General features: G+C 51.8%; 19 protein-coding genes and 4 pseudogenes. 14 read left to right on the forward strand and 9 right to left on the reverse strand.

The window, feature by feature from the left end; genetic code table 11:
- Positions 1-38: 38 nt before the first annotated feature.
- Positions 39-470, reverse strand: coding sequence for an OsmC family protein (locus tag AAYN39_RS02265; RefSeq protein WP_000152297.1), 432 nt, complete (start codon positions 468-470; stop codon positions 39-41).
- A gap of 511 nt (positions 471-981) precedes the next feature.
- Between AAYN39_RS02265 and bdm the strand changes: the two genes are divergently transcribed.
- From bdm to adhP, 4 genes are all read left to right on the forward strand, one after another.
- Positions 982-1197 carry a biofilm-dependent modulation protein gene (gene bdm / locus AAYN39_RS02270; RefSeq protein ID WP_000495700.1) on the forward strand — a complete coding sequence of 72 codons (216 nt, stop codon included), beginning with the start codon at positions 982-984 and terminating at the stop codon, positions 1195-1197.
- A gap of 94 nt (positions 1198-1291) precedes the next feature.
- Positions 1292-1435: a stationary-phase-induced ribosome-associated protein gene (gene sra, locus AAYN39_RS02275; RefSeq protein ID WP_000841559.1), complete on the forward strand. Its 144-nt coding sequence runs from the start codon at positions 1292-1294 to the stop codon at positions 1433-1435.
- Positions 1436-1611: 176 nt separating this feature from the next.
- On the forward strand, positions 1612-3309 hold the full coding sequence (locus AAYN39_RS02280) for an NAD-dependent malic enzyme (RefSeq protein WP_000450511.1): 1698 nt from the start codon (positions 1612-1614) through the stop codon (positions 3307-3309).
- A gap of 281 nt (positions 3310-3590) precedes the next feature.
- Positions 3591-4601: an alcohol dehydrogenase AdhP gene (gene adhP / locus AAYN39_RS02285; RefSeq protein ID WP_000642447.1), complete on the forward strand. Its 1011-nt coding sequence runs from the start codon at positions 3591-3593 to the stop codon at positions 4599-4601.
- Here the strand turns inward: adhP and AAYN39_RS02290 are convergent.
- Positions 4594-5724, reverse strand: a pseudogene (locus AAYN39_RS02290) (molybdopterin-dependent oxidoreductase); the annotation flags it as partial. The gene adhP and the pseudogene AAYN39_RS02290 sit on opposite strands and share 8 nt — an antisense overlap.
- 115 nt (positions 5725-5839) lie before the next feature.
- Between AAYN39_RS02290 and AAYN39_RS02295 the strand changes: the two are divergent.
- A pseudogene (locus AAYN39_RS02295) lies at positions 5840-6218 on the forward strand (GFA family protein).
- A 24-nt stretch (positions 6219-6242) separates the two neighbouring features.
- Here AAYN39_RS02295 and smvA read toward each other — a convergent pair.
- Complete coding sequence (smvA, locus tag AAYN39_RS02300; protein ID WP_000489748.1) at positions 6243-7730, reverse strand: methyl viologen efflux MFS transporter SmvA; 1488 nt, start codon at positions 7728-7730, stop codon at positions 6243-6245.
- 117 nt (positions 7731-7847) lie between these two features.
- Here smvA and AAYN39_RS02305 point away from each other — a divergent pair, with 117 nt between their 5' ends.
- The 7 genes and pseudogenes from AAYN39_RS02305 to AAYN39_RS02335 all read left to right on the forward strand — a co-directional run bounded on the left by AAYN39_RS02305 (position 7848) and on the right by AAYN39_RS02335 (position 17017).
- Positions 7848-8426 (forward strand): TetR family transcriptional regulator, encoded by a 579-nt coding sequence (locus AAYN39_RS02305; protein ID WP_000121044.1) that lies wholly within the window; start codon positions 7848-7850, stop codon positions 8424-8426.
- Between the two features lie 214 nt (positions 8427-8640).
- Positions 8641-10029 (forward strand): NarK family nitrate/nitrite MFS transporter, encoded by a 1389-nt coding sequence (locus AAYN39_RS02310; RefSeq protein ID WP_000198245.1) that lies wholly within the window; start codon positions 8641-8643, stop codon positions 10027-10029.
- Between the two features lie 91 nt (positions 10030-10120).
- Entirely contained in the window at positions 10121-13849 is a 3729-nt protein-coding gene (locus AAYN39_RS02315) for a nitrate reductase subunit alpha (RefSeq protein ID WP_000040363.1), read from the forward strand.
- Positions 13846-15390, forward strand: coding sequence for a nitrate reductase subunit beta (gene narH, locus AAYN39_RS02320; protein ID WP_000702603.1), 1545 nt, complete (start codon positions 13846-13848; stop codon positions 15388-15390). The genes AAYN39_RS02315 and narH overlap by 4 nt, the downstream gene beginning before the upstream one ends.
- Positions 15390-15902 (forward strand): annotated as a pseudogene (gene narJ, locus AAYN39_RS02325) (nitrate reductase molybdenum cofactor assembly chaperone); the annotation flags it as partial. The gene narH and the pseudogene narJ, both read left to right, overlap by 1 nt.
- Before the next feature lie 20 nt (positions 15903-15922).
- Positions 15923-16018 (forward strand): annotated as a pseudogene (locus tag AAYN39_RS02330) (respiratory nitrate reductase subunit gamma); the annotation flags it as partial.
- Positions 16019-16123: 105 nt separating this feature from the next.
- Positions 16124-17017: a PhzF family isomerase gene (locus tag AAYN39_RS02335; protein ID WP_000804298.1), complete on the forward strand. Its 894-nt coding sequence runs from the start codon at positions 16124-16126 to the stop codon at positions 17015-17017.
- Between the two features lie 35 nt (positions 17018-17052).
- Here the strand turns inward: AAYN39_RS02335 and nhoA are convergent, their stop codons facing one another.
- Both nhoA and steA read right to left on the reverse strand, forming a co-directional pair.
- Positions 17053-17898 (reverse strand): N-hydroxyarylamine O-acetyltransferase, encoded by an 846-nt coding sequence (gene nhoA / locus AAYN39_RS02340; protein ID WP_000200336.1) that lies wholly within the window; start codon positions 17896-17898, stop codon positions 17053-17055.
- Positions 17899-18180: 282 nt separating this feature from the next.
- Complete coding sequence (gene steA, locus AAYN39_RS02345; protein ID WP_001147139.1) at positions 18181-18813, reverse strand: type III secretion system effector SteA; 633 nt, start codon at positions 18811-18813, stop codon at positions 18181-18183.
- A 512-nt stretch (positions 18814-19325) separates the two neighbouring features.
- Here steA and ansP point away from each other — a divergent pair.
- Positions 19326-20819 (forward strand): L-asparagine permease, encoded by a 1494-nt coding sequence (gene ansP, locus AAYN39_RS02350; RefSeq protein ID WP_000857112.1) that lies wholly within the window; start codon positions 19326-19328, stop codon positions 20817-20819.
- A 76-nt stretch (positions 20820-20895) separates the two neighbouring features.
- Here the strand turns inward: ansP and AAYN39_RS02355 are convergent, their stop codons facing one another.
- Complete coding sequence (locus tag AAYN39_RS02355; RefSeq protein ID WP_000732362.1) at positions 20896-21117, reverse strand: YgdI/YgdR family lipoprotein; 222 nt, start codon at positions 21115-21117, stop codon at positions 20896-20898.
- A gap of 144 nt (positions 21118-21261) precedes the next feature.
- Positions 21262-22323: a YncE family protein gene (locus AAYN39_RS02360; RefSeq protein WP_000550638.1), complete on the reverse strand. Its 1062-nt coding sequence runs from the start codon at positions 22321-22323 to the stop codon at positions 21262-21264.
- A 263-nt stretch (positions 22324-22586) separates the two neighbouring features.
- On the opposite strand from AAYN39_RS02360, the gene pqqU reads away from it, so the two are divergent.
- Positions 22587-24707, forward strand: a complete 2121-nt coding sequence (gene pqqU, locus AAYN39_RS02365) for a TonB-dependent receptor PqqU (RefSeq protein WP_000692046.1) — start codon at positions 22587-22589, stop codon at positions 24705-24707.
- Positions 24708-24762: 55 nt separating this feature from the next.
- Here pqqU and mcbR read toward each other — a convergent pair whose 3' ends face one another.
- Both mcbR and AAYN39_RS02375 read right to left on the reverse strand, forming a co-directional pair.
- Complete coding sequence (gene mcbR, locus AAYN39_RS02370) at positions 24763-25428, reverse strand: colanic acid/biofilm transcriptional regulator McbR (protein WP_001119592.1); 666 nt, start codon at positions 25426-25428, stop codon at positions 24763-24765.
- Positions 25429-25761: 333 nt separating this feature from the next.
- Positions 25762-26799: an NADP-dependent oxidoreductase gene (locus AAYN39_RS02375; RefSeq protein WP_001682108.1), complete on the reverse strand. Its 1038-nt coding sequence runs from the start codon at positions 26797-26799 to the stop codon at positions 25762-25764.
- Between the last annotated feature and the right edge of the window lie 51 nt (positions 26800-26850).

Raw genomic sequence — 26850 nt, forward strand, 5'->3', positions numbered from 1 at the left:
CCCGATAAACAAGAGTCGTTACCGGGCTGACGAGGTTATCAGGCGTTAAGCTGGTAGTCGAGGGTGATTTCCGCATTCAGAACCTGCGATACCGGACACCCGGCTTTTGCTTTCTGGATGATTTGATCGAAAGTTGAAGCATCAATATCTGCTACCGCCACTTTGCTTTGTAGCGCAATTTTGGTAATGGCGAAGCCCGCCTCCACCTTATCAAGCGATACGTCAGCGGTGGTGTCAATGGATGTCGGCGTAAATCCAGCCTCTCCCAGCATGAGTGATAGCGCCATGGAGAAACAGGCCGCATGTGCGGCGCCAATTAACTCTTCCGGGTTGGTTCCCTGCGCGCCTTCGAACCGGGTATTGAATCCATACGGTTGTTGATTAAGCACGCCGCTTTCTGTTGATACAGTACCTTTACCCCGTTTGATGTCGCCTTCCCAGTGTGCCTGACCTTTCTTATGGATTGTCATTTTTGCTCTCCTGTTGGCTCAAAAAATAAAGTATAGACTATGCTGATAATCTGCGTTGTTCATGCCGATGGATGTAGCATGTTGTCGATTACCCGCACTTCAGATATAGAAAATAGTTGTATGCTTTTTCAGTGATGGATATTAAACCAACAGGCCTCCCTTTCTTTAAAGAATATATCCCTCCTTTTATCCTTACTTTTTCTTCCGGAAGCGTATTCCATTATGTATATTTTCATTCATATTAAGATTTATCTTATCTCGTTGTAATAAATGATAAAAATCGCAATAAGTAGCATTTTAAATGTATATTAATTGACCACTATTTGTATGAGGATATGTAATTGGCAAACATAATATATTTTCTTCTGGGGTAAACAATTAGAGTTCCGCCTTGCGTTAAAATAACTCCAGGACTAATCTTAACCACAGCCGCAAAAATATTTGCCATGCTGAATACGAATTAATTTTCTGCGAGCCGTACTAAATAAATACATGTTCACGGAGGCATTATATGTTTACTTATCACTCAGCAAATACCTCAGCAGCACAACCGGCCCTGGTCAACGCGATTGAACAAGGATTACGCGCGGAGTTAGGCGTTGTCACTGAAGATGATATTTTAATGGAGCTGACCAAATGGGTTGAGGCTTCCGACAATGACATCCTCAGTGACATCTACCAGCAGACCATCAACTATGTGGTAAGCGGGCAGCACCCGACTCTGTAAAACCTGCTATGCTGTATCGGCAACCTTAGGGGTTACGTTTCTTTCGCGTAAGCGAATTTGTCCTTAAAACTAGCAACAGGATTGAGGAGTTAACATGAAATCGAACCGTCAGGCTCGTCATATACTTGGACTGGATTACAGAATTTCCAACCAGCGTAAGGTTGTTACTGAAGGCGACACCAGCAGCGTGGTGAATAACCCAACCGGCAGAAAGCGTCGCGCCGATAGCCAAAAGTAATCGTACAGTCCTGAAATGACGTTAAACACCATTGCATCTGCAATGGTGTTTTTGTTTATAGGAATGACCTTAACGTCTCACAATGCTTTATACTCAGGGTCGGTTCCCTGGTGGAAGGCAATATATGATGATAAACGACGGTGCCAGGGACAGTTATTCGAAAAAGAGTGAGCAACATGGAAACTACAACCAAGAAAGCACGTTCCCTTTATATCCCTTACGCTGGCCCTGTATTGCTGGAATTCCCCCTGTTAAACAAAGGCAGCGCTTTTAGCGTAGAAGAGCGCCGCAACTTCAATTTGTCAGGACTGCTGCCGGAGGTCGTCGAGTCGATTGAAGAACAGGCCGAACGCGCCTGGCTCCAGTATCAGGGGTTTAAAACAGAAATCGATAAGCATATTTACCTGCGTAACATCCAGGATACCAACGAAACGCTCTTTTATCGACTGGTGCAAAACCATCTTGAAGAGATGATGCCGGTTATCTATACCCCGACCGTGGGCGCGGCCTGTGAGCGCTTCTCTGAGATTTATCGCCGGGCGCGCGGCGTATTTATCTCTTATCCGAACCGTCACAATATGGACGACATTTTGCAGAATGTGCCTAACCACAACATTAAAGTTATTGTGGTGACGGATGGCGAGCGGATTCTGGGGCTTGGCGATCAGGGCATCGGCGGAATGGGGATACCTATCGGTAAGCTGTCATTATACACCGCCTGCGGCGGCATTAGTCCGGCCTATACCCTTCCCGTTGTGCTGGATGTCGGCACCAACAATCAACAGTTACTCAACGATCCGCTCTACATGGGCTGGCGTCATCCGCGCATTACCGACGATGAGTATTATGCGTTTGTCGATGAGTTTATTCAGGCCGTTAAGCAGCGCTGGCCAGATATCCTGCTACAGTTCGAAGATTTCGCGCAGAAAAACGCAATGCCGCTGTTGACGCGCTATCGTGATGAGATTTGCTCCTTTAACGATGATATTCAGGGCACCGCAGCCGTGACCGTCGGTACGTTGATCGCCGCCAGCCGCGCTGCCGGCAGTCAGCTTAGCGAGCAGAAAATCGTTTTCCTCGGCGCGGGTTCAGCCGGATGTGGGATTGCTGAACAGATCATCGCGCAGACTCAGCGTGAAGGTTTAAGCGAAGATGCCGCTCGACAGAACGTTTTTATGGTCGATCGCTTCGGCCTGTTGACGGACCGGATGCCTAATTTATTGCCGTTCCAGGCAAAACTGGTGCAGAAATGCGACAATCTCCAGCACTGGGATACCGAAAATGACGTGCTGTCGCTGCTGGATGTGGTGCGTAACGTGAAGCCGGATATCCTGATCGGGGTTTCCGGCCAGACCGGGCTCTTTACTGAAGAGATCATCCGCGAGATGCATAAGCATTGCCCTCGCCCGATCGTCATGCCGCTCTCTAATCCCACCTCTCGCGTGGAGGCCACGCCACAGGACATTATCGCCTGGACGGAAGGCAACGCGCTGGTGGCAACCGGCAGCCCATTCTCGCCGGTCATCTGGAAAGATAAGGTTTATCCGATCGCACAATGTAATAACGCCTATATTTTCCCCGGCATCGGACTTGGGGTTATCGCTTCCGGCGCATCGCGCATTACTGATGAAATGCTGATGTCAGCCAGTGAGACGCTGGCGAAACATTCTCCGCTGGTGAATAACGGCGAAGGATTAGTGTTACCAGCGCTTAAAGACATCCAGGTCGTGTCGCGCGCTATCGCTTTTGCCGTAGGCAAAATGGCGCAGCAACAAGGCGTAGCGGTGAAAACCTCTGCGGAAGCGCTGCAACAGGCGATTGACGATAACTTCTGGAAACCGGAATACCGCGACTACCGTCGGACTTCCATTTAATACGTACCCGGCGGTGAATGCCGCCGGATATCACTTTCTTCTTTAGTTTTGGTGAGTCTGTCGACACACCTGAATTCCTTTCCCTGCTTATTTGTCAAGCTACTAATATTAGCCACCTTTATGTATTGAACGAGGATTTATCAGGATAATCCTGGCTAAACTATTACATTGTATTTCTGCCGCCTTGCATAACTCATCAGAAATATTAATCCTAAAGAGGTAATAGCACCTTACCTGCTATTACCTGCTATGCAGTTCACTATTAAGAAAAGGAGAAGGTTATGAAAGCTGCTGTTGTCACACAAGATCATCAGGTTGATGTTACTGAGAAAACGCTGCGTCCCCTTCGCCACGGTGAAGCTTTGCTAAAAATGGAGTGCTGCGGTGTATGCCATACCGATCTACACGTGAAAAACGGAGATTTCGGTGACAAAACCGGCGTTATTCTGGGACACGAAGGCATTGGCGTCGTGGCGGAAGTCGGTCCTGGTGTCACCTCGCTGAAACCCGGCGATCGCGCGAGTGTCGCGTGGTTTTATGAAGGATGCGGACACTGTGAGTATTGCAATACGGGCAATGAAACCTTATGCCGCAACGTGAAAAATGCCGGTTACACGGTAGATGGCGGCATGGCCGAAGAGTGTATTGTCGTCGCGGATTATGCGGTGAAAGTACCGGAAGGCCTGGACTCTGCGGCGGCAAGTAGTATTACCTGCGCGGGCGTTACCACCTATAAAGCGGTGAAGATTTCTCATATTAAACCTGGCCAGTGGATTGCCATCTACGGTCTGGGCGGTCTGGGTAATCTGGCCTTGCAGTACGCGAAAAACGTTTTCAATGCGAAAGTGATCGCCATTGATGTCAATGATGGGCAACTGAAACTGGCCGAGGAAATGGGCGCAGATCTGACCATTAATTCACGTACGGAAGATGCGGCTAAAATTGTGCAGGAAAAAACCGGTGGCGCGCACGCAGCGGTGGTTACCGCGGTCGCTAAGGCGGCGTTTAATTCCGCAGTAGATGCCGTTCGCGCCGGAGGCCGCGTGGTGGCAGTCGGGCTGCCGCCAGAAGCCATGAACCTTGATATCCCTCGCCTGGTGCTGGATGGCATTCAGGTTGTCGGTTCGTTGGTGGGGACACGCCAGGATCTGACCGAAGCCTTCCAGTTCGCGGCGGAAGGAAAAGTCGTGCCAAAAGTCGCTTTACGTCCGCTTGAAGATATCAACGTTATTTTTAAAGAGATGGAACAGGGACAAATTCGTGGCCGTATGGTCATCGATTTCCGTCGTTAAACGATTTGCTGTGGTTCTGCCAGAACGTTGACGTTTCAGTCACCAGCGGATCGATAACGACCAGATACTTCAGTTTGCTTAAGCTTTGCACCACTTTGTTTTTGTCCGGGAAGGACGCCACCGGGTTAAAGCCCTGACAGAAATAGCCGGTAACTTTCCCGCTATCCATCATGTTGAAATATTTGATCACATCATAGGACTGATCCCACTTAGGCAGCCAGGCAAAGCCCCAGTCATTCTCTTTCTGCGCCGCATCGCCATAGAAAGATTTCATCAGGCTGACGAAGAACTTAGGATAATTCCCCCAGTAGTTGACCTGATCGGCCAGCGTCGCTTTGGGGGTATTCGCGGCCAGATAAGTTTGCAGATCGGCCTGTTTTTCTGACGGTAGCGTCAGGTAGCCCGGCAGGCTGGTGGAGAGCAGTCCTAAATCCGTTAAGCCCTGAATATTAGAGTGGCCGCGCAAGGCGTTCACACCGCCGCCAGCCATCCCCATATTGCCGAGCAGCAACTGGATCATCGCCATAGTACGGATGTTCTGCGCCCCGACGGTATGTTGCGTCCAGCCCAGCGCATACAGGAAGGTCGTAGTGCGATCCGGCGCGCTGGTAGAGGCCAACACCTCACACACCTTCAGGAAGTCCGCTTTCGGCGTACCGCAGATGTTTTCCACGACGTCCGGCGTATAGCGCGAAACGTGCTGCTTCAGCAGATTCCACACACAGCGTGGGTGCGTCAACGTTTCATCACGTTTGGCATAGCCGTTTTCATCGAACTGGTAGTTCCAGGAGGATTTATCGTACTGACGCTTTTGGGCGTCATAGCCGCTGAAAAGACCGTCTTCGAACGTAAAGTCTTCCCGCACCAGCAGGCTGGCGTTGGTGTAATGCTTAACGTATTCAGCGTTGATTTTGTTATTTTCGATCAGGTACAGCAAAACGCCGGACAGAAAGGTAATGTCTGTACCGGAACGTATTGGCGCATAGATATCCGCCACCGACGCCGTACGCGTAAAGCGTGGATCAACGACAATCAGCGTCGCATCGTTATTATTTTTCGCTTCCATCGCCCAGCGGAAACCCACCGGATGCGCTTCTGCGGCATTGCCGCCCATCACCATCAGTCCTTTCAGGGCTGGCTTTTTCTCTTGATGTAGACTCGGTCATAAGGAGTATGCCGTGCAGACGTTCACTGGTCGTTGTCTTTGCGGACAAAGCCATTTTACCGTTGACGTCGAAATGCTGGATGTCTATGCCTGCCATTGTACGCTGTGTCAAAAATGGTCGGGTGGAATAGCCATGTATCTGGAAGCCTGCGGGCAACCACAGCTAGCCCCCCTTTCCCCGGAACCGCCATACTTTTCATCCTCTTCGCGCGGCGAACGCTACTTCTGTTCTGGCTGCGGGTGTCCGCTGTGGTTTCGGCTTACCGATACCGATCGCTATTTTTCCCTGGACCTTACTGGAACTGAACGAAGTTGATCGCCGTCGGCTGATTCTGGCTGCGGAAATTTATACCGAAACCCAGCCTGCCTTCTGGCGACTGACGGGGCAATACGCACGCCTCAGCGGTAAAGAGGTTGAGGAAATAGACTCCCCCTGCCAGCTAGCGCATTAAGCGCTTATCTCATCAGGCGTTATGTTATCGGCGTTGGGCTTTTGCCAGGCTGAACCACATCCCTACCGCCAGCAAAAGAAGCATACTCCCGGCGCTGCTTAACGCCACGCTATGCGACCAGATAAAGGCGTGTCTGGCGGCGTCCAGTATTGCCTGCCCCTGCGTGGGCGGCAGGCTATTCGCCAACTGCACGGCTTCTCCCATTGAAGATGACGCTCTGGCAATCTCTTGCGCCTCAAGCCCGGCAGGCAGACGGATAGACGCGGAGAAGCTACGGCTTAACAACAGGCCGAAAATGGCGATGCCCAGTCCCGCGCCCAGTTCATAAGCCATCGTTTCTATCGCGCCGGCCGCCGCCGCTTTTTCTGCCGGCACAGCGGCCATAATTGCCGACGTGGAAGCCAGCAATGCGCTGGCGGTGCTAAATCCCAGCAGCGCCATCAGCCCCCAGGCCTGCCATTGTTGGGTGCTGAAATCCGTCATCGCCAGACCATAAAAACTCAGCGCGCTTAACGCCATGCCGCCCGTCGCGACCAGCCGTAACCCCAGACGCGAGACCAGCGCGCCCGCAATCGGCCCGCTGAATCCACTGGCGACCATCACCGGCAGCATAAATACCCCGGCCTCATAAGGCGATAGCCCGTGAACAAACTGTAGCTCTTGCGCCATCAGCAGCTCAAAACCCACCAGAGTGATCATCGCGGTCATCGCCATCACGACGCCGCTCAGGATAATGCGATGGGTAAATAGTCGCATATCAATCATCGGACGCGATGTCGCAAGCTGTGTGCGGATAAAGAGTCCCAGTAGCAACGCGCCGGTAAGCAGGGTAAGCGAGATGACCCACAGCGACAAATTCCCTTTCAGCGCGGTTTTAGCGCTATAGACCAACAGCAAAATGGCAATAATCAGCATCACCGCATGGCCAAGATTGAGCGGTTGATCGCGACGGCCCGCCTGACGAGGAACATAGCGGGCGGTTAAGCCCATGACGACCAGCACAATCGGCACGTTGATCAGGAAAACCGATCCCCAGTAAAAATGCTCTAATAATATGCCGCCGATGAGCGGCCCAAACGCCGCTCCGCCCGAACCTACCGCAGCCCAGACGCCCAGCGCCATGTTGCGATGCTTCTCTTCACAAAAGGTGGCGCGTATCCCGGCCAGCGTCGCCGATACAATCATCGCCGCGCCAATAGCCAGTAATACCCTGGTGGCGATAAGCCAACTGGCGGTATGCGAAAACGCCGCCGCCAGTGATGCCAGGCCAAAGAGCGTCCCGCCCAGCATCAGCAGGCGTTTAAAACCGATACGATCGCCAAGCGCGCCCATCGGCAACACCATGCCAGCCATGACCAAAGAATAAATATCAATGATCCACAGCAGCTCGTTGCCGCTGGCCCCCAGTGTCATACTCAGTGTCGGCGCGGCGACATGCAAGACCGTGGCATCAATGGCGACAGGAATATAGACCAGCACAATAATGACTAACGTTAACCACTGACGAAACATAACTCTCCCTTCAAAAACTTAAACCTGGACACCTGTCCAATTTCAGGATCCTACGGTAAGTTGAACGAATGTCCAGCTTTTTGTTACACTGCGCGCATTGGCTAATGTGGGGAAAATATGAGTTACCTTAACCGGGATGAACGCCGCGAAGTGATCCTGCAAGCGGCGATGCGCGTGGCGCTGGCAGAGGGGTTTGCCGCCATGACGGTGCGACGGATCGCATCAGAAGCCGATGTCGCCGCCGGCCAGGTGCATCACCACTTCAGCTCGGCGGGCGAGCTCAAAGCGCTGGCCTTTGTCCATTTGATCCGTACCCTGCTCGATGCCGGGCAAGTTCCGCCGCCCGCCACCTGGCGTGCACGGCTTCACGCTATGTTGGGTAGCGAAGACGGCGGCTTTGAGCCTTACATAAAATTGTGGCGAGAGGCGCAAATTCTGGCCGACCGGGACCCGCACATCAGAGATGCTTATCTCCTCACGATGCAGATGTGGCATGAGGAAACGGTCACAATTATCGAGCAGGGCAAACAGGCAGGAGAATTTACGTTTACTGCTAACGCCACGGATATCGCCTGGCGGCTTATCGCACTGGTGTGCGGGCTGGACGGTATGTATGTGCTGGGTATTCCGGAAATGGCCGATCCCGCGTTTAAATACCATCTGGATCGTATGATTACGCTTGAACTCTTTGCGTAAAGTTACAAATAATTTAATAAAAATCGCTTTTAATTTACAAATAGTAACAATTAAGAAACATCATATCTCCTCTTCGCGCCGCGCTGGCCTGGTTTTTTATCTATTCTTTCACTCAATATTCTAAAAAAACTTCAATAAGTTCTCAAAAGAGCGCGTGACGCTCTGTCTCTTTTTTGTGTTTTTTTTCAAATGATATGCGCATGTGAGGGGTAAAATGACACGACAAAACGAGAATTATAACCGTTATCTCTTGAGTGACTGGCGACCCGAAAATCCAGCCTTCTGGGAGAATAAAGGGAAAGGCATCGCCAGAAGAAACTTATGGATTTCAGTAAGTTGTTTGCTCCTTGCATTTTGCGTCTGGATGTTGTTTAGCGCTGTTGCCGTCAACCTCAATAAAATTGGATTTGATTTTACGACCGACCAACTCTTTTTATTAACCGCATTACCTTCTCTTTCCGGCGCAATATTACGCGTTCCCTACTCCTTTATGGTACCACTGTTTGGTGGTCGTAAATGGACCGTATTAAGTACCGTAATATTGATTATTCCTTGCGCCTGGCTGGGATTCGCCGTGCAAAATCCTGCCACCCCTTTCGGGGTATTTATACTCATCGCTCTGTTGTGCGGTTTTGCGGGGGCAAATTTCGCGTCCAGTATGGGCAACATCAGTTTTTTCTTTCCAAAAGCCAGACAAGGTAGCGCGTTGGGTATTAACGACGGACTGGGAAATCTTGGCGTCAGTGTGATGCAGTTGATTGCGCCGCTGGTTATTTTTTTGCCGATATTTACTTTTTTAGGCGTCCGGGGCGTGCCGCAACCTGATGGCTCCCTGCTCGCCCTCACTAACGCCGCCTGGATCTGGGTGCCGTTACTGGCTGTTGCGACGCTTGCCGCCTGGTTTGGTATGAACGATATCGGCAGTTCAAAAGCGTCTGTCGCCTCGCAATTGCCGGTGCTAAAACGTCTGCACCTGTGGCTGCTTAGCCTGCTGTACCTGGCGACATTCGGGTCATTCATCGGCTTTTCCGCAGGTTTCGCCATGCTCGCCAAAACGCAATTTCCCGACGTAAACATTCTGCAACTGGCGTTCTTTGGCCCCTTTATCGGCGCGCTGGCGCGATCGGCAGGCGGCGTGATCTCCGATAAATTCGGCGGCGTTCGCGTCACGCTCATTAATTTTATCTTTATGGCGCTGTTTACCGCCCTGCTATTCCTCACGCTGCCAGGCTCCGGCGCAGGCAGCTTTAGCGCGTTCTATCTTGTTTTTATGGGCCTGTTTTTGACAGCGGGTCTCGGCAGCGGTTCTACCTTCCAGATGATTGCGGTGATCTTCCGGCAGATCACGCTCTACAACGTCAAACTGCGCGGCGGGAGCGATGAGCAGGCGCAGCGCGAAGCGGTGACGGATACCGCCGCCGCGCTCGGTTTTATCTCCGCTATTGGCGCTGTGGGCGGCTTCTTTATTCCAAAAGCGTTTGGCACCTCTTTGGCCTTGACCGGCTCGCCGGTGGGCGCCATGAAAATCTTTTTGCTGTTTTACATCGCTTGCGTCCTGCTGACCTGGCTGGTCTACGGGCGTCTTAAGCCTAAACAACAATAACAACATACGCACTTGTAGGACGGCCATCCGGTAATGGTTTAACGCCAAATCGACAGGATGGCGGAAAATTTATCGAAGCAGGAGAAATGTCATGAGTAAACTGTTGGATCGCTTTCGTTACTTTAAACAAAAAGGCGATACCTTTGCTGACGGCCATGGTCAGATGATGCATACCAACCGCGACTGGGAAGACAGTTATCGCCAGCGCTGGCAGTTTGATAAGATCGTGCGCTCAACCCACGGCGTCAACTGCACGGGCTCCTGTAGTTGGAAAATTTATGTCAAAAATGGTCTGGTGACGTGGGAAACCCAGCAAACCGACTACCCGCGCACACGTCCCGATTTACCGAACCATGAACCGCGCGGCGCCAGCTACTCCTGGTATCTCTATAGCGCCAATCGTTTGAAATACCCTCTGGTGCGTAAGCGGCTGATAGAACTGTGGCGAGAGGCCCTTTCCCGCCACAGCGATCCGGTGCTGGCATGGGAATCTATAATGAACGACCCGCAAAAATGCCAAAGTTACAAACAGGTGCGCGGACATGGCGGCTTTATTCGTTCGAACTGGAAAGAGCTGAATCAGCTCATTGCCGCCGCTAACGTCTGGACAATCAAAACCTATGGCCCGGATCGTGTGGCGGGTTTTTCACCTATTCCGGCGATGTCGATGGTTTCTTACGCCGCCGGAACACGTTATCTGTCATTGCTTGGCGGTACTTGTCTGAGCTTCTATGACTGGTATTGCGATCTTCCGCCCGCGTCGCCAATGACCTGGGGCGAGCAGACTGACGTGCCGGAGTCCGCCGACTGGTATAACTCAGCCTACATTATTGCCTGGGGCTCTAACGTGCCGCAAACGCGTACCCCGGACGCCCACTTCTTTACCGAAGTGCGCTACAAAGGCACCAAGACAATTGCCATCACCCCGGACTATTCCGAAGTCGCTAAACTGTGCGATCAGTGGCTGGCGCCAAAGCAAGGTACCGACAGCGCGCTGGCGATGGCCATGGGTCACGTCATTTTGAAAGAGTTTCATCTCGATAATCCCAGCGACTATTTCCTTAACTATTGCCGCCGTTATACCGACATGCCGATGTTAGTCCTGTTGGATGAGCGCGCAGACGGCAGTTATGTACCGGGGCGTATGATGCGCGCGTCGGATCTGGTGGATGGACTGGGAGAAGCCAATAATCCGGAATGGAAAACCGTCGCGCTCAACAGTACGGGCGAACTGGTCGCGCCCAACGGTTCTATCGGTTTTCGCTGGGGCGAAAAGGGAAAATGGAACCTGGAACCGGTGGCGGCGGGCGTCGAAACTGAACTGTCGCTCTCTTTACTCGGTCAGCATGATGACGTGGCGGGTGTCGCCTTCCCCTATTTTGGCGACAACGAAAACCCACATTTTCGCAGCGTGCGGCAGGAACCGGTGCTGGTACGTCAGTTACCGGTGAAACGCCTGGCTCTGGCGGACGGTAGCGAGCGGATGGTCGTCAGCGTTTACGATCTGGTGCTGGCTAATTATGGGCTGGATCGTGGTCTGGATGACGGCCATAGCGCCAATAATTATAACGATGTCAAAGCCTACACGCCGGCCTGGGGCGAACAGATTACCGGCGTGCCGCGTCGACATATCGAAACTATTGCGCGTGAATTTGCCGAGACCGCCCATAAAACTCACGGTCGTTCGATGATCATCCTCGGCGCGGGAGTGAATCACTGGTATCACATGGATATGAATTACCGTGGGATGATTAACATGCTGGTGTTCTGCGGCTGTGTTGGACAAACCGGTGGCGGCTGGGCGCACTATGTCGGCCAGGAGAAGCTGCGGCCGCAAACCGGCTGGCTGCCGCTGGCCTTCGCGCTGGACTGGAATCGCCCGCCGCGTCAGATGAACAGTACCTCGTTTTTCTACAACCATGCCAGCCAGTGGCGCTATGAAAAACTGACTGCGCAAGAGTTGCTGTCGCCGTTGGCCGATCCGACTAAATTTACCGGACATCTGATCGATTTCAACGTGCGCGCGGAACGTATGGGCTGGCTACCCTCGGCGCCGCAGCTTAATCTTAACCCGCTCAGCGTGAAAGCGAGCGCCGATAAAGCCGGGCTGTCTGCGGCGGATTATACCATGCAGGTGTTGAAATCAGGCGCTATCCGTTTTGCCTGCGAACGGCCTGACAGTGGTCATAATCACCCGCGAAATTTATTTGTCTGGCGCTCTAACCTGCTCGGCTCCTCCGGGAAAGGTCATGAGTACATGCTCAAATATCTGCTGGGCACCGACAGCGGTATCCAGGGCGAAGCGCTGGGTTCCAGCGAAGGAATTAAGCCTGAAGAGGTGGAATGGCAGTCCGCCGCGATTGAGGGCAAGCTCGATCTGTTGGTCACGCTTGATTTCCGTATGTCCAGTACCTGTCTGTTTTCCGATATCGTCTTGCCGACCGCCACCTGGTATGAAAAAGACGATATGAATACCTCGGATATGCATCCGTTTATCCACCCCCTTTCCGCCGCGGTCGATCCTGCCTGGGAATCCAAAAGCGACTGGGAGATCTACAAAGGCATCGCCAGCGCCTTTTCTGAAGTGTGTGTCGGACACCTCGGACAGGAAACCGATGTGGTGTTACACCCGCTCCAGCATGATTCCCCGGCGGAACTGGCGCAGCCATTTGATATTCTCGACTGGCGTAAAGGCGAGTGCGAACTTATTCCGGGCAAAACCGCCCCCAATATCGTCGTGGTTGAACGCGATTATCCGGCCACCTATGAACGTTTTACCTCGCTGGGTCCCCTGCTGGATAAATTAGGCAACGGCGGTAAGGGTATTGCCTGGAATACGCAAGATGAAGTCGATTTCCTCGGTAAGCTCAATTACACCAAACACGATGGCCCGGCGAAAGGACGTCCGCGCATCGACACCGCGCTGGATGCCTCGGAAGTGATTCTTGCCTTAGCGCCGGAAACTAACGGCCAGGTGGCGGTGAAAGCCTGGCAGGCGTTGGGCGAGATGACCGGGCGCGAGCACACCCATCTGGCCATCAATAAAGAAGATGAGAAAATTCGCTTTCGTGATATCCAGGCGCAACCGCGCAAAATTATCTCCAGCCCGACCTGGTCAGGACTGGAAAGCGAGCATGTCTCTTATAACGCCGGGTATACCAACGTACATGAACTGATCCCGTGGCGCACGTTGTCGGGGCGGCAACAACTCTATCAGGATCATGCGTGGATGCGCGCTTTTGGCGAAAGCCTGGTGGCATATCGCCCGCCGATTGATACCCGCAGCGTCAGCGAAATGCGAGAAATTCCGCCCAACGGTTTCCCGGAAAAAGCGCTTAACTTCCTGACGCCGCACCAGAAATGGGGAATTCACTCCACCTACAGCGAAAACCTGCTGATGCTGACCTTGTCGCGCGGCGGGCCGATTGTCTGGATCAGCGAAGCCGATGCCCGTGAACTGGGTATTGAAGATAACGACTGGATTGAAGCCTTCAACGCTAATGGCGCCCTTACCGCTCGCGCGGTGGTCAGCCAGCGCGTCCCGCCGGGTATGACCATGATGTACCACGCCCAGGAGCGGATTATGAACATTCCGGGTTCGGAAGTCACCGGGATGCGCGGCGGGATCCATAACTCCGTGACCCGGGTCTGTCCAAAACCGACGCATATGATCGGCGGCTATGCGCAACTGGCTTACGGCTTCAACTATTACGGAACCGTGGGTTCGAATCGCGATGAATTCATCATGATCAGGAAGATGAAAAACATTAACTGGCTGGATGATGAGGGCCGGGATCAGGTACAGGAGGCGAAAAAATGAAAATACGCTCACAGGTTGGGATGGTACTGAATCTCGATAAATGTATTGGCTGTCACACCTGCTCCGTCACCTGTAAAAACGTCTGGACCGGACGTGAAGGGATGGAATACGCATGGTTCAATAACGTCGAAACTAAACCGGGTATTGGCTATCCCAAAAATTGGGAAGACCAGCAGGAGTGGCAAGGCGGTTGGGTTCGTGATGTTAATGGCAAGATAAGGCCCCGTCTGGGCGGCAAAATGGGGGTAATTAGCAAAATTTTCGCCAACCCGGTGATTCCGCAAATCGATGATTACTATGAACCCTTTACCTTCGATTATCAGCATTTACATACAGCGCCGGAGAGTAAGCATCAGCCCACTGCCCGTCCGCGTTCACTGATCGACGGAAAACGGATGGACAAGGTGATCTGGGGGCCAAACTGGGAAGAGCTGCTCGGCGGCGAGTTTGAAAAACGCGCCCGCGACCGCAACTTCGACAACATACAAAAGGAGATGTACGGTCAGTTCGAAAACACCTTCATGATGTACCTGCCGCGCCTGTGCGAACACTGCCTGAACCCCAGTTGTGTTGCCACCTGCCCAAGTGGCGCTATTTATAAGCGTGAAGAAGACGGCATCGTGCTAATCGACCAGGATAAATGCCGGGGCTGGCGTTTGTGTATCAGCGGCTGCCCATACAAAAAAATCTACTTTAACTGGAAGAGCGGCAAGTCTGAGAAATGCATATTTTGCTATCCGCGTATTGAATCCGGCCAGCCGACCGTTTGCTCGGAAACCTGCGTCGGGCGCATCCGTTATCTTGGCGTTCTGCTCTACGACGCCGACAGGATTGAAGAAGCGGCCAGTACCGAACACGAGACAGATTTGTATGAACGTCAGTGCGATGTGTTTCTCAATCCGCACGATCCGGCGGTCATCGAAGAGGCGCTTAAACAGGGCATCCCGCAAAACGTCATCGACGCCGCCCAACGGTCGCCGGTGTACAAAATGGCGATGGACTGGAAGCTGGCGCTTCCGCTGCACCCGGAATACCGTACCCTGCCGATGGTCTGGTACGTACCGCCGCTATCGCCCATCCAGTCATACGCCGACGCGGGCGGGTTGCCGCACAATGGCAATATTCTGCCGGCGGTGGAGACGCTGCGTATTCCGGTCCAGTACCTGGCCAATATGCTCAGCGCGGGCGATACCGGCCCGGTCATTCGGGCGCTAAAGCGGATGATGGCGATGCGCCACTACATGCGCTCGCAGACGGTTGAAGGCGTGACGGATACCCGCGCCATTGACGAAGTCGGTCTGAGCGTACAACAGGTTGAAGAGATGTATCGCTACCTGGCGATTGCCAATTATGAAGATCGTTTTGTCATTCCCACCAGCCACCGGGAAATGGCGCGCGATGCCTTTCCGGAGCGCAACGGCTGCGGCTTTACTTTTGGCGACGGTTGTCACGGCTCGGATACCAAATTCAACCTGTTCAACAGTAGCCGTATTGATGCCATCAATATCACCGAAGTACGTGATAAAGCGGAGGGGGAATAATGCAAATCCTCAAAGCGATTGGCCTGTTGATGGAGTATCCGGACGACGAGTTGTGGGAATGTCGGGATGAAGCGCTTGCCCTAATCCAACACGATGCGCCAATGCTGGCCAACTTCACTCGCGAGCTGCTTTATGCGCCGTTACTGGATAAACAAGCAGAATGGTGCGAAGTGTTTGACCGCGGGCGCGCCACTTCATTGCTGTTATTCGAGCATGTTCATGCGGAGTCCCGCGATCGCGGCCAGGCGATGGTCGATTTGTTAAGCCAGTATGAAACCGTGGGCCTGCACCTCAACTGCCGCGAACTGCCGGATCACCTGCCGCTCTATCTGGAGTACTTAAGCGTGTTGCCGGAAGCGGAAGCGCGCGAGGGATTACAGAATATTGCCCCTATTCTGGCGCTACTGGGCGGTCGTCTGAAACAGCGAGGAGCGCCGTGGTATCAACTATTTGACGCCCTGCTGACGCTGGCGGGCAGTACGCTTACAAGTGACAGTGTCACCAAGCAGATTGTTCAGGAATCGCGGGATTTTTCCTGCTCTTCCCGTTCACCCGTCTGGTTCATGTCTGGAGCGCGCCGTTCGAGTATTTCACCCGTCGCTACCAGATTGTTCGTACCCGCCGCTAATTCTCTTTGACCGGGGGTACGCTTACCGGGCAAAGAAAAACGCCTGGGCGTCGTCATTCGGCAACGCACAGGCTATGATGATTCTTCAGTCAAAGGAGAACATCAATGAAACCGCAGATTTACCATGTTGACGCCTTCACCAGCGAACCCTTTCGCGGCAACTCTGCTGGCGTTGTCTTACATGCGGATACGCTAAGCGACGCGCAGATGCAGCTGATTGCCCGTGAACTTCGTCACTCGGAAACCGCCTTTTTGCTAAAAAGCGAAGAGAGTGATGTGCGCATACGCTACTTTACACCGACAGTAGAAGTCCCCATCTGTGGTCATGCCACTGTGGCCGCGCATTATGTTCGGGCAACGGTACTGGGGTTGGGAAACACCACCGTCTGGCAAACCTCGTTAGCGGGCCGTCATCGCGTTGAAATTCATGCCGAACACAACGACTATCGCATCACGCTGGAACAAGGTCAGCCCTCTTTTGAACCACCGCTAGTCGGAGAGATTCGGGCTGCCATCATCACCGCACTGAACCTGACTGAAGATGATATCGTGCCGGGAGCGCCAATTCAGGTGGCTTCAACAGGACATGCAAAAGTGATGATCCTGCTCAAACCAGACGTTGATATTGATGCCCTTTCGCCGAATCTGGCAGCCCTGACGGCAATCAGCCAGCAAATTGGCTGTAACGGCTTTTTTCCTTTCCAGATTCGTCCGGGAAAAAACGAAACCGATGGGCGAATGTTTTCCCCGGCGATAGGAATTGTGGAAGATCCGGTAACGGGAAACGCCAATGGCCCGATGGGGGCATGGCTCGTCCATCATGGCCTGATGGCGCATGACGGTAAAACGCTACAGATTCAAGGCCATCAGGGGCGCGCTTTAGGCAAAGAGGGTACTGTTGATGTTACCGTCACCATTCGCGATAACCAGCCGGAAAACGTCACCATCTCCGGCCAGGCGGTCATTCTGTTTCATGCCGAATGGGCCATTACTTTTTAATCTTTGTCAGGCCCGCAAATCCTCGCGGCAAAAAATTATTTTCCCGCCTCCGGATGGGTATCAAATGCAGCCATTACCGCGGCCAGCTCCGCCTCGGTAAAACCGTGCTTTACATCATTTACGCCGAGACCAAACTGCTGCTGAAGTAACTGATACAACGACGGTACATCCGGTATATTGACCTGTTCAACGGCATGTCCCTGGTGGTAACGCGTGAAGTGGAAATTCGTTAATGTCAGCTTGCCGCCATCAGGCAAATGGCGGCACATCAACAAATGATGACGAAAATGGGATTGCGGCCAGTGAGCCGACCAGAAATTGCCCATTACATGATCGCTCTGCTGCTGCACCCCCAGATCAAAACAGTACATCGACTGCCAGTGCTCATGGTGGCGGAATTGTAAAATCCATGTGCTCCCCTCCTGTATCAGGCGGTATTCGCCATGCGGCGTTTGCTGGGCAATTTCAGCCTGCAGACGAAGCGGTGCGGTTAGCGTTTGGCCGCCAAACCCCACGTCCGCGATCCACTGCTCATCCTCAACATCAACCAGCAGCAAACGGTGCGTGCGCGGCGGTAAACTGGCGGGATGAGACAGAATGACCCGCCCCAATAAGCTTCGGACGTTAAAACCGATGTCGCGTAACGCGCGTTCAAACAGGCCATTCAGTTCAAAACAGTATCCACCGCGTCGGGCATAAAGCAGTTTCTCCTCTAGTGCCGTCTCATCAAGCTGTATTTCACGAGGCAGTAGCACATCCAGATTTTCAAAAGGAATCGCGCAGTTGTGCGCTAAGTGAAGCGTTCTGAGCGCTTCAACCGTAGGACCCCCCAACGGCTGACAATTTAATCGCGTAAAATAAGCATGTAAAAAAGAGGTCATCTGAGGCTTCCATTAACATTAATGCTTGCGTTCGGCACACAGGCTGAGGTGGATATCGCTGCGCAACAGGATACCCTATCCGTGGAATAGCGTTGGATACTTTTGAAAAAATAAGACAGGCCGGCTACAGCCGCCGGGGTACGTAGAATTTTGGCGTATAAACGGAAATCGGGTTCTGAGAATCTCTTTGCGACACGCCGCCAAAATAGCGGCGTGTTAAAATTTTTAACGCCAGCTCAGCGAGTCTGATTTCTAACAAAACTGGCTAAACATAAACGCTTTTTAATACTTGTCTAAATAGTTATGGTAACGATCTTTTATGTCGGCCGCCCGTTGCGCTTTCGCCTCCGGCATGTCGTTGGCCCGATCGGTATAATATTTTAAACTCGGAATGGCGCCTAATGCCTGAGGTAAGGCATTATATGCTGCTATTCGCTCTCTGACGGTTTTATATTTTTCATCAATATCATAACCATAGTATGCTGGCGCTTCAAAAAAGCCCTCTTCCAGTCTCATACAGATATCTTCAAAGGACCCCTTAACCTCAACGCTATGTTCGCCATCCGATATCCTGACGATTGGCTCACGTCCAGCCATCAGCGAGAGTTGTTCGAATGTTAACATCCGACCATCAGAAAGCTCGACATCTATAATAAATTGTTCATCACGTACAGCATCTGCAAGGTGATTATGGATATTCCCTGCATTGGCACAGAACTCATCAACTTTAGGCGTAACATTGCAATAATGTTCAATTACTCGCGTAAATCCGTAGGCCAGTCCTGCGGTAAGCACATACAAGATGCCTTTCATGATTTTTGTTGATAATTTATTTTCATAATCTCCTGCAGCAACATGAGGTAGCTTATTTCCTGATAAAGCTCTGGCATAGGTAGAAACTGATGTATATGGCATATCCTGCTCCTTCAAATTTTGCTCAATAGCTTTATATGTCCTACTCCTCTCTCATTATGACGATATGTCAATCAACAAAATTGCTCAAAGGCATACATTTTCAGGAGAAAATGAGAATAACAGGCGCAACGGCCTGATCTTATGCTGCTTCAATATCGTCAGGTGGTTTATCGTTCGAGGTCATATCTATGACCATAAATCCCTGCAGGGATTAACTCTGATTAATTATTGCGCAACGCAATCACTGCGGATTTGTGCTGAAAGCTTATCTGGCTGAATCGTGACCACACCGCACCACATCTGACCGCACAAATAAACACGACATCCTCATTTTGTTCTTTCCGTATGTTTTGCGTCATTTAACAATTGCAGGTAGGATGCTCCGCCGGCGGTTTTATCCCTGTCACAGAATCAGGGAAAAGCGGCATTCGCCATTGCAGGCAATCGATTGGTGAGCGCCCGTCGCGGCATAAGGAATTTTTCTGTCAGGACAGGCTATAACAGGTAACGTAATGAAAACACAGACTACGCACGCCGCAGAACAACATGCGGCGAAACGACGCTGGCTGAACGCCCATGAAGAGGGGTATCACAAAGCGATGGGGAATCGTCAGGTTCAGATGATTGCTATCGGCGGCGCGATTGGCACCGGTTTATTTTTAGGTGCAGGCGCCCGATTGCAAATGGCCGGACCGGCACTGGCGCTGGTCTATCTGATATGCGGCATTTTTTCTTTTTTCATTTTACGCGCGCTGGGCGAACTGGTATTGCATCGCCCTTCCAGCGGGAGCTTCGTCTCCTACGCCCGTGAATTTTTGGGTGAAAAAGCGGCCTACGTAGCAGGCTGGATGTACTTTATTAACTGGGCGATGACCGGGATCGTCGATATCACCGCAGTGGCGTTATACATGCACTACTGGGGCGCATTTGGCGACGTTCCGCAATGGGTGTTTGCGCTCGGCGCGTTAACCATTGTCGGTACCATGAACATGATCGGCGTAAAATGGTTTGCCGAAATGGAGTTCTGGTTCGCGCTGATAAAAGTACTCGCCATTGTTATCTTCCTGGTGGTAGGCACGATTTTTCTCGGTACCGGTCAACCGCTTGAGGGTAATGCCACCGGTTTTCACCTGATTACAGATAATGGCGGCTTTTTCCCGCACGGCCTGTTGCCCGCGCTGGTACTGATTCAGGGCGTGGTGTTCGCTTTTGCTTCGATTGAATTGGTCGGTACCGCCGCTGGGGAGTGCAAAGATCCACAGACGATGGTGCCAAAAGCCATCAATAGCGTGATCTGGCGTATTGGTCTTTTCTATGTAGGATCGGTCGTATTGCTGGTTTTGCTGCTGCCGTGGAACGCCTACCAGGCGGGGCAAAGTCCGTTTGTCACCTTCTTTTCTAAACTTGGCGTGCCTTATATCGGCAGTATTATGAATATCGTGGTGTTAACCGCCGCGCTTTCCAGCCTGAACTCCGGGCTTTACTGTACGGGGAGAATTTTACGTTCAATGTCGATGGGGGGGTCCGCGCCGAAATTCATGGCGAAAATGAGCCGTCAGCATGTGCCCTATGCGGGTATTCTGGCGACTCTGGTGGTTTACGTGGTCGGCGTGTTCCTTAATTATCTGGTCCCCTCCCGCGTGTTTGAGATCGTTCTTAATTTTGCCTCGCTCGGCATTATCGCGTCGTGGGCGTTTATCATGGTGTGCCAGATGCGTTTACGCCAGGCGATAAAAGAAGGCAAAGCCGCAGACGTCAGTTTTAAACTGCCCGGCGCGCCTTTCACCTCCTGGTTAACGCTGCTGTTTTTATTAAGCGTGCTGGTACTCATGGCGTTTGACTACCCGAATGGAACTTACACTATCGCCTCGTTGCCGCTGATCGCTATTCTGCTGGTCGCCGGCTGGTTTGGCGTGCGACGTCGCGTGGCGGAGATCCATCGCACTGCGCCAGTGACGGCGGATTCGACAGAGAGTGTCGTATTGAAAGAAGAAGCAGCGACATAACATTACCCTTCCCCGGCAGCCTCAGGCCTGCCGGGTTTAATGCGCGTTGCCGCCAACACCGCATCGCGCCCAATGCTTAGTCAGCCTTAATCAACTGCGCCACATCATTGCTGTTAATTTCCCGCTGGTTGCCTTCCTGATCGGTATAACTGGTCATTCCCGTCTCTTTATCTAACTGCGGCTTACCCTGAGTTACGATCGTTTGCCCATTCTTCGTCGTCATCACATAGTTGGTTGTACAACCCGCAAGCATAAAAAACATCATGCCCAAACCTGAGCATATAAATAACTTTTTCATATTTTCCTCGTGAATATAATGAGTTAACGACTGCAAAAAGGTAGTGTAATTCTCACAGAATCATCAGGCTATCGGCGGGGTTTAACGAGGCGTATCGGTGCGTTTAAAGAGATGACTGGAGGGGTTTCCCCCTCCATACCCTATTTACAGAGCAATGCGAATAACATCATCCGGCTGCGTCGCTTCTTGTTCACGTGTCGATTTCTGCTTCACGCTGACGTAGAGCGTTTTACCGTCTGCCGATAGCGCCAGGCTATTCGGGTACGTCGGCGTATCGAACGTTTTAACAACGTTATAGGTCTTCGCATCGATCACGCTGACCTGCCCTGCCTGACGGTGCGTCACATACGCCTCGTTACGTGTCGGATTATACAGGACGGCCAAAGAGGCAGGCGCCGCGATTTTGGCAAGAATATTGCCATTACGGGTATCGACAACCAGAACCTCAGTTGCCTTCGAGTCGGTGATAAACGCGCGATGACCTGCGGTATCGAGACTCAGATTAATAAAGAAGTGTTCTTTACCGTCATCCAGCAACTTCTTACGACTGAGAATTTTATTGCTGGCGGTATCGATGGTGATAAATTCGCCATCCGCATTGGTGGTGTACAGGCGTTGTGCTTTACTGTCGAGCGCCAGACCCGTACTCATTTTGCCGGTATTTTCGATCGTCGTTTTCAGTTTGATGGTTTCGCCATCCACTACCCAAATAGCACTCTCTTTACCAACACCGCTAATGTAGATCGTGTTGGTCGCCGCATCGGCAACCAGCTCACGGGGCTGTAACGGACGAACCTCTTCAGTACGTTTGCGCGCATCAAGTACCAGACGACCTTTTACATCACCCGTTTTGGCATCAATCGCGGTAACTGCGCTGTTAATGGTATTGCCAAACCACAGCGTTTGGGTCGCGGCATTGATGGTGGCGCCGAACGGCTTGAGATCGTTATGAATCGCTTGCGTGATTTCCAGCGTCACCGGGTCGAGACGATAAACTACGCCGCCTTTATCCAGTTTACGGCTTTGCGATGTAGCCAGCCAGAGCGCGTTTTCTTGCTGACTCCAGGCCATCTCATAAGCGCCTTTGCCTACCGCTTTACGCAGCATGTCTTCCGCCGCCAGCGTGCTAAATGAGGATGCGACGAGGAGCGAACCTAACAATAAAGAACCACGCAAGCGCGGCGAAAAAAGATGACGTAAGTGCATGACGACTCCTTTTGATAAAAACGTGTATAGCTGCTTCACACTACTTCGCTGCGCGGGATCTTCGTTCCGCACTTATTATAAGTTGAGAATAATAATCATTATTTATCAGAAAGTGGAGCTTTTCCTCGCCTGCGAATGTCATGGCTCTTAAATACCGCACATTTTCTTAACTTAATGTGCGATTAAAATTTCAAAACTTTACATATTGACTACCCTTAATGTCACGTTTTCCGTTGATACGCTTACATTTATCCGGCATTTTCATGAAAATTATTTCCGTTAGACAGCGACTTTATCCCGCCCTCTTATTGCCTCTGACCTTCTCCCCGGTCCTTCAGGCCGCCAGCGCGCCCAATGAACAAACCATGATAGTCACCGCAACGCCGCAAACCGTATCCGAGCTGGATACACCTGCCGCCGTTAGCGTCATTGAGGGAGAAGACATGCGTCTGGCGACGCCGCGCGTTAATTTATCTGAGTCTTTAACCAGCGTCCCGGGATTGCAGGTGCAGAACCGGCAGAACTACGCGCAGGATCTGCAAATCTCTATCCGTGGATTTGGCTCGCGTTCCGCCTTTGGCGTGCGCGGCATTCGTCTGTATGTTGATGGCATTCCCGCCACCATGCCGGATGGACAAGGCCAGATTTCAAATATTGATATTAACAGCATACAAAACGTTGAAGTGTTACGCGGCCCCTTCTCAGCGCTATACGGCAATGCTTCCGGCGGCGTGATAAATGTCACCACCGAAACCGGGAGACAGCCGCCCACCCTTGAGGCCAGCAGCTACTACGGCAGTTATGGAAGCTGGCGCTATGGGTTAAAAGCCACGGGCGCGATGGGGGACGGCACACAGCCTGGCGACGTGGATTACACGGTATCGACTACCCGTTTCACCACCCACGGCTACCGCGATCACAGCGGCGCGCGAAAAAATCTGGCTAATGCCAAACTGGGCGTGCGCCTTGACGATGTCAGTAAACTTTCGCTGATTTTTAATAGTGTGGACATTAAGGCGGACGATCCCGGCGGACTTACCGAATCTGAATGGAAAGCCGATCCGCAGCAGGCGCCGCGCGCTGAACAGTACAATACGCGTAAAACCATCAAACAAACTCAGGCAGGATTGCGTTATGAACGTCAGCTCAGCGCGCAGGATGATATCAGCGTGATGGCCTACGCCGGAGAGCGGGAAACCACGCAATACCAGTCTATTCCCCTGGTGGCACAGCTAAAACCAGCCCAGGCTGGCGGCGTAATTACACTGCAACGCCACTATCAGGGAATTGATTCCCGCTGGACTCACCGGGGAGAATTAGGTGTGCCGGTCACCTTCACTGGCGGGTTAAACTATGAAAACATGAGCGAAAACCGCAAGGGTTACAATAATTTCCGTCTCAACAACGGCACCCCTGAGTTCGGGCATAAAGGCGATTTACGGCGGGATGAGCGTAACCTGATGTGGAATGTCGATCCTTATCTGCAAACCCAGTGGCAGCTTACGCAAAAACTCTCGCTGGATGCTGGCGTGCGCTACAGTTCCGTGTGGTTCGATTCTAACGATCACTATATCGCGCCCGGCAATGGCGATGACAGCGGCGACGCCAGCTATCACCACTGGCTACCCGCCGGATCGCTAAAATATGCGTTAACTGACGCCTGGAATCTCTATCTTGCTGCCGGTCGCGGATTTGAAACTCCCACTATCAATGAACTTTCTTATCGCGCTGACGGCCAAAGCGGGTTCAACTTTGACCTCAAACCGTCGACCAATGATACGGTGGAAGTCGGCAGTAAAACGCGGATTGGCAATGGCTTGTTGACCGCCGCGTTATTTCAAACCGATACCGATGATGAAATTGTCGTCGCCAGTAGTATGGGAGGACGCACTACCTACAAAAACGCGGGCAAAACGCGCCGCCAGGGCGCAGAGCTCGCGTTGGACCAGCGCTTCGCCGGCGACTGGCGGGTGAAAGCATCATGGACCTGGCTGGATGCGACCTATCGCAGTAACGTTTGTCAGGGGCAAAACTGTGATGGAAACCGGATGCCCGGCATCGCCCGTAATATGGGATTCGCCTCATTAGGTTTTATCCCGGATGAGGGGTGGTACGCCGGAACAGACGTTCGGTATATGGGCGATATCATGGCCAATGATGAAAATACCGCCAAAGCGCCTTCGTATACCGTTGTTGGACTAAATACAGGGTATAAATTTAATTACAGTCAGCTTACCGTCGATATTTTTGGGCGGGTAGATAATCTATTTGATGAAGAATATATCGGTTCGGTGATCGTTAATGAATCTAATGGCCGATATTATGAGCCAGCGCCAGGGCGTAACTATGGCGTGGGGATTAATCTGGCATGGCAATTTGAATAAATATCCGGCAATAGCGGGGCATCCCCGCTATTGATTAGTCATAGTTTCATGAAAGTTACATGAAGTACTGATTTTTAATCGTCGCTACGTTTTGTTGCAAAACGTTCTGTAGGCAGTGGCGACTGGCTTCTTTATCACCAGTCACTAACGCATTAAGCAATTTTCTGTACAGATTAACGCCGTTTTGATAATCATCAAGTTTAAAATTATCATATAAAAAATGCAGACTTGGCCCCAGGCGTACCCATAATTGCTCGATCATGGCATACAGCGTTGGCATATCCGCGTAGTGGTAGATCTCAAAGCGGAATGCGCGGTTGGCCAAAAGAATTTTCTCCATAACGCCACTTTCCAGCGCCTGTTGAAATTCATCTAATAGCGCATTCAGCGTCTGCTCGCGATCCGGGGTAATCTTACCCGCAGCGGCGACCACCGCCATCTCCTCCAGGGCAGTACGAATCGTATTAATTTCCAGCAAACTTTCCAGCGAGATCTCCGGCACCATAAACGCCTGTGCTGGCGCCACCGCCAAAGCACTGGAAGAGACCAGCCTTAACAGGGCCTCACGCACCGGCGTAATACTGACGCCTAACTCTTGAGCGATATTTTTAGTGATAAGCCTTGCGCCTGGTTTTAATGCGCCAATAGACAATTGATGCTTTAACCGATTTTCAACCTGTGTGGTCAGGCTTATATGTTGTGTTTTTTCCGTACCCGGCATTTTCCTTCCTTCACCTCTTGGCAGAACAACATCGCAATCGAGTCCCGAAGAAGTTTCGGAACTTAATTGTAAAAAAGATAATCCAGACCTGAACGGCCAAATAAATAAAAGTGATAATTTACTTGCGTGATATTCTCATCTTTTACAACAATACAGGTTTCTTTATGGCAACCGTTTTATCTCCGTCATTCCTTCATGTATCGAGATTTTTGACCGGTTCAGGCCGCTGAGGGAGATAAGCTGCCCCACCGCGATCTGAATGATGAATATAAGTAAAGCCGCAATTTTAAAATTTGCACATTTTTATGGCGACATAATGCCGCCATTTTTTCTTTACGCATCGTCCGCTAAACGTATCACGACTTTGCCAAAGTTCTTCCCCGCCAGCAGCCCTATAAACGCTTCTGGCGCATTTTCCAGCCCATCAGTAATCTGCTCCCGGTAATGTATTTTCCCTTCTTTGATCCAACGCCCCATTTCTTGCTGAAACTCATGTATCCGGTGACCATAGTCCTGGTTGATGATAAAACCTTGCAGGCGAATACGCTTTTTAAGTAATGTCGCCATCAGCAGTGGCAGTCTGTCTGGACCGTCCGGCAACGTTGTCGCATTGTAGCCGCTGACCAGACCGCAGAGCGGAATCCGCGCCGACGTATTCAGTAGCGGTAAGACGGCGTCAAAGACTTTACCACCGACATTCTCATAATAGATATCGATACCCTGCGGGCAGGCCTGCGCAAGCTGTTGTGGGAAATTATCAGCGTGATGATCAAGGCACAGATCAAATCCCAAAACGTCTGTCGCATGACGGCATTTTTCCGCGCCGCCGGCAATACCCACGACCCGGCAGCCCTTCAGCTTGCCAATTTGCCCAACCGTTGCGCCTACGGGGCCGGTGGCGGCGGCGACAACCAGCGTTTCGCCCTCTTTCGGCTGGCCGATATCCAGTAACCCCATATAGGCGGTAAACCCCGGCATCCCTAAAACTCCCAACGACCAGGAAGGATGTTGCGGATTATCACCCAGCTTTACCAACCCTTCGCCATCTGAAATGTCATAATCCTGCCAACCATTGTAACTCAACACCCATTCGTCTGGTCGGTAATCAGGATGATTCGACGCGACAACGCGACTGACCGTACCGCCAACCATAACGCAGCCAGGTTCAACTGGCGGCGCATAAGAGGGTTCATCGCTCATGCGGCCACGCATATAAGGGTCGAGTGATAAAAAAACGGTACGCAATAGCACCTGCCCTTCACCGGGCGTCGCGACGTCATCTTCTTCGAGGCGGAAGTTATCCATCTGCGGCGCGCCGTGGGGACGCGAGGCCAAAACCCAACGACGATTTCGGTTGGTCTGTTGCTTCATTCTATTCTCCTCATGCCTGGCATAATCCATCAATAATAGTCGAACATTAGC

Origin of the sequence: Salmonella sp. K21076, assembly GCF_039650795.1 — a bacterium.
Taxonomy (GTDB): Bacteria; Pseudomonadota; Gammaproteobacteria; order Enterobacterales; family Enterobacteriaceae; genus Salmonella; species Salmonella enterica.

Bases quoted from the DNA above. Each gene is read 5' to 3' on its own strand.
- AAYN39_RS02265 (WP_000152297.1), bottom strand. From the start codon at position 470: ATGACAATCCATAAGAAAGGTCAGGCACACTGGGAAGGCGACATCAAA.
- bdm (WP_000495700.1), top strand. From the start codon at position 982: ATGTTTACTTATCACTCAGCAAATACCTCAGCAGCACAACCGGCCCTG.
- sra (WP_000841559.1), top strand. From the start codon at position 1,292: ATGAAATCGAACCGTCAGGCTCGTCATATACTTGGACTGGATTACAGA.
- AAYN39_RS02280 (WP_000450511.1), top strand. From the start codon at position 1,612: ATGGAAACTACAACCAAGAAAGCACGTTCCCTTTATATCCCTTACGCT.
- adhP (WP_000642447.1), top strand. From the start codon at position 3,591: ATGAAAGCTGCTGTTGTCACACAAGATCATCAGGTTGATGTTACTGAG.
- smvA (WP_000489748.1), bottom strand. From the start codon at position 7,730: ATGTTTCGTCAGTGGTTAACGTTAGTCATTATTGTGCTGGTCTATATT.
- AAYN39_RS02305 (WP_000121044.1), top strand. From the start codon at position 7,848: ATGAGTTACCTTAACCGGGATGAACGCCGCGAAGTGATCCTGCAAGCG.
- AAYN39_RS02310 (WP_000198245.1), top strand. From the start codon at position 8,641: ATGACACGACAAAACGAGAATTATAACCGTTATCTCTTGAGTGACTGG.
- AAYN39_RS02315 (WP_000040363.1), top strand. From the start codon at position 10,121: ATGAGTAAACTGTTGGATCGCTTTCGTTACTTTAAACAAAAAGGCGAT.
- narH (WP_000702603.1), top strand. From the start codon at position 13,846: ATGAAAATACGCTCACAGGTTGGGATGGTACTGAATCTCGATAAATGT.
- AAYN39_RS02335 (WP_000804298.1), top strand. From the start codon at position 16,124: ATGAAACCGCAGATTTACCATGTTGACGCCTTCACCAGCGAACCCTTT.
- nhoA (WP_000200336.1), bottom strand. From the start codon at position 17,898: ATGACCTCTTTTTTACATGCTTATTTTACGCGATTAAATTGTCAGCCG.
- steA (WP_001147139.1), bottom strand. From the start codon at position 18,813: ATGCCATATACATCAGTTTCTACCTATGCCAGAGCTTTATCAGGAAAT.
- ansP (WP_000857112.1), top strand. From the start codon at position 19,326: ATGAAAACACAGACTACGCACGCCGCAGAACAACATGCGGCGAAACGA.
- AAYN39_RS02355 (WP_000732362.1), bottom strand. From the start codon at position 21,117: ATGAAAAAGTTATTTATATGCTCAGGTTTGGGCATGATGTTTTTTATG.
- AAYN39_RS02360 (WP_000550638.1), bottom strand. From the start codon at position 22,323: ATGCACTTACGTCATCTTTTTTCGCCGCGCTTGCGTGGTTCTTTATTG.
- pqqU (WP_000692046.1), top strand. From the start codon at position 22,587: ATGAAAATTATTTCCGTTAGACAGCGACTTTATCCCGCCCTCTTATTG.
- mcbR (WP_001119592.1), bottom strand. From the start codon at position 25,428: ATGCCGGGTACGGAAAAAACACAACATATAAGCCTGACCACACAGGTT.
- AAYN39_RS02375 (WP_001682108.1), bottom strand. From the start codon at position 26,799: ATGAAGCAACAGACCAACCGAAATCGTCGTTGGGTTTTGGCCTCGCGT.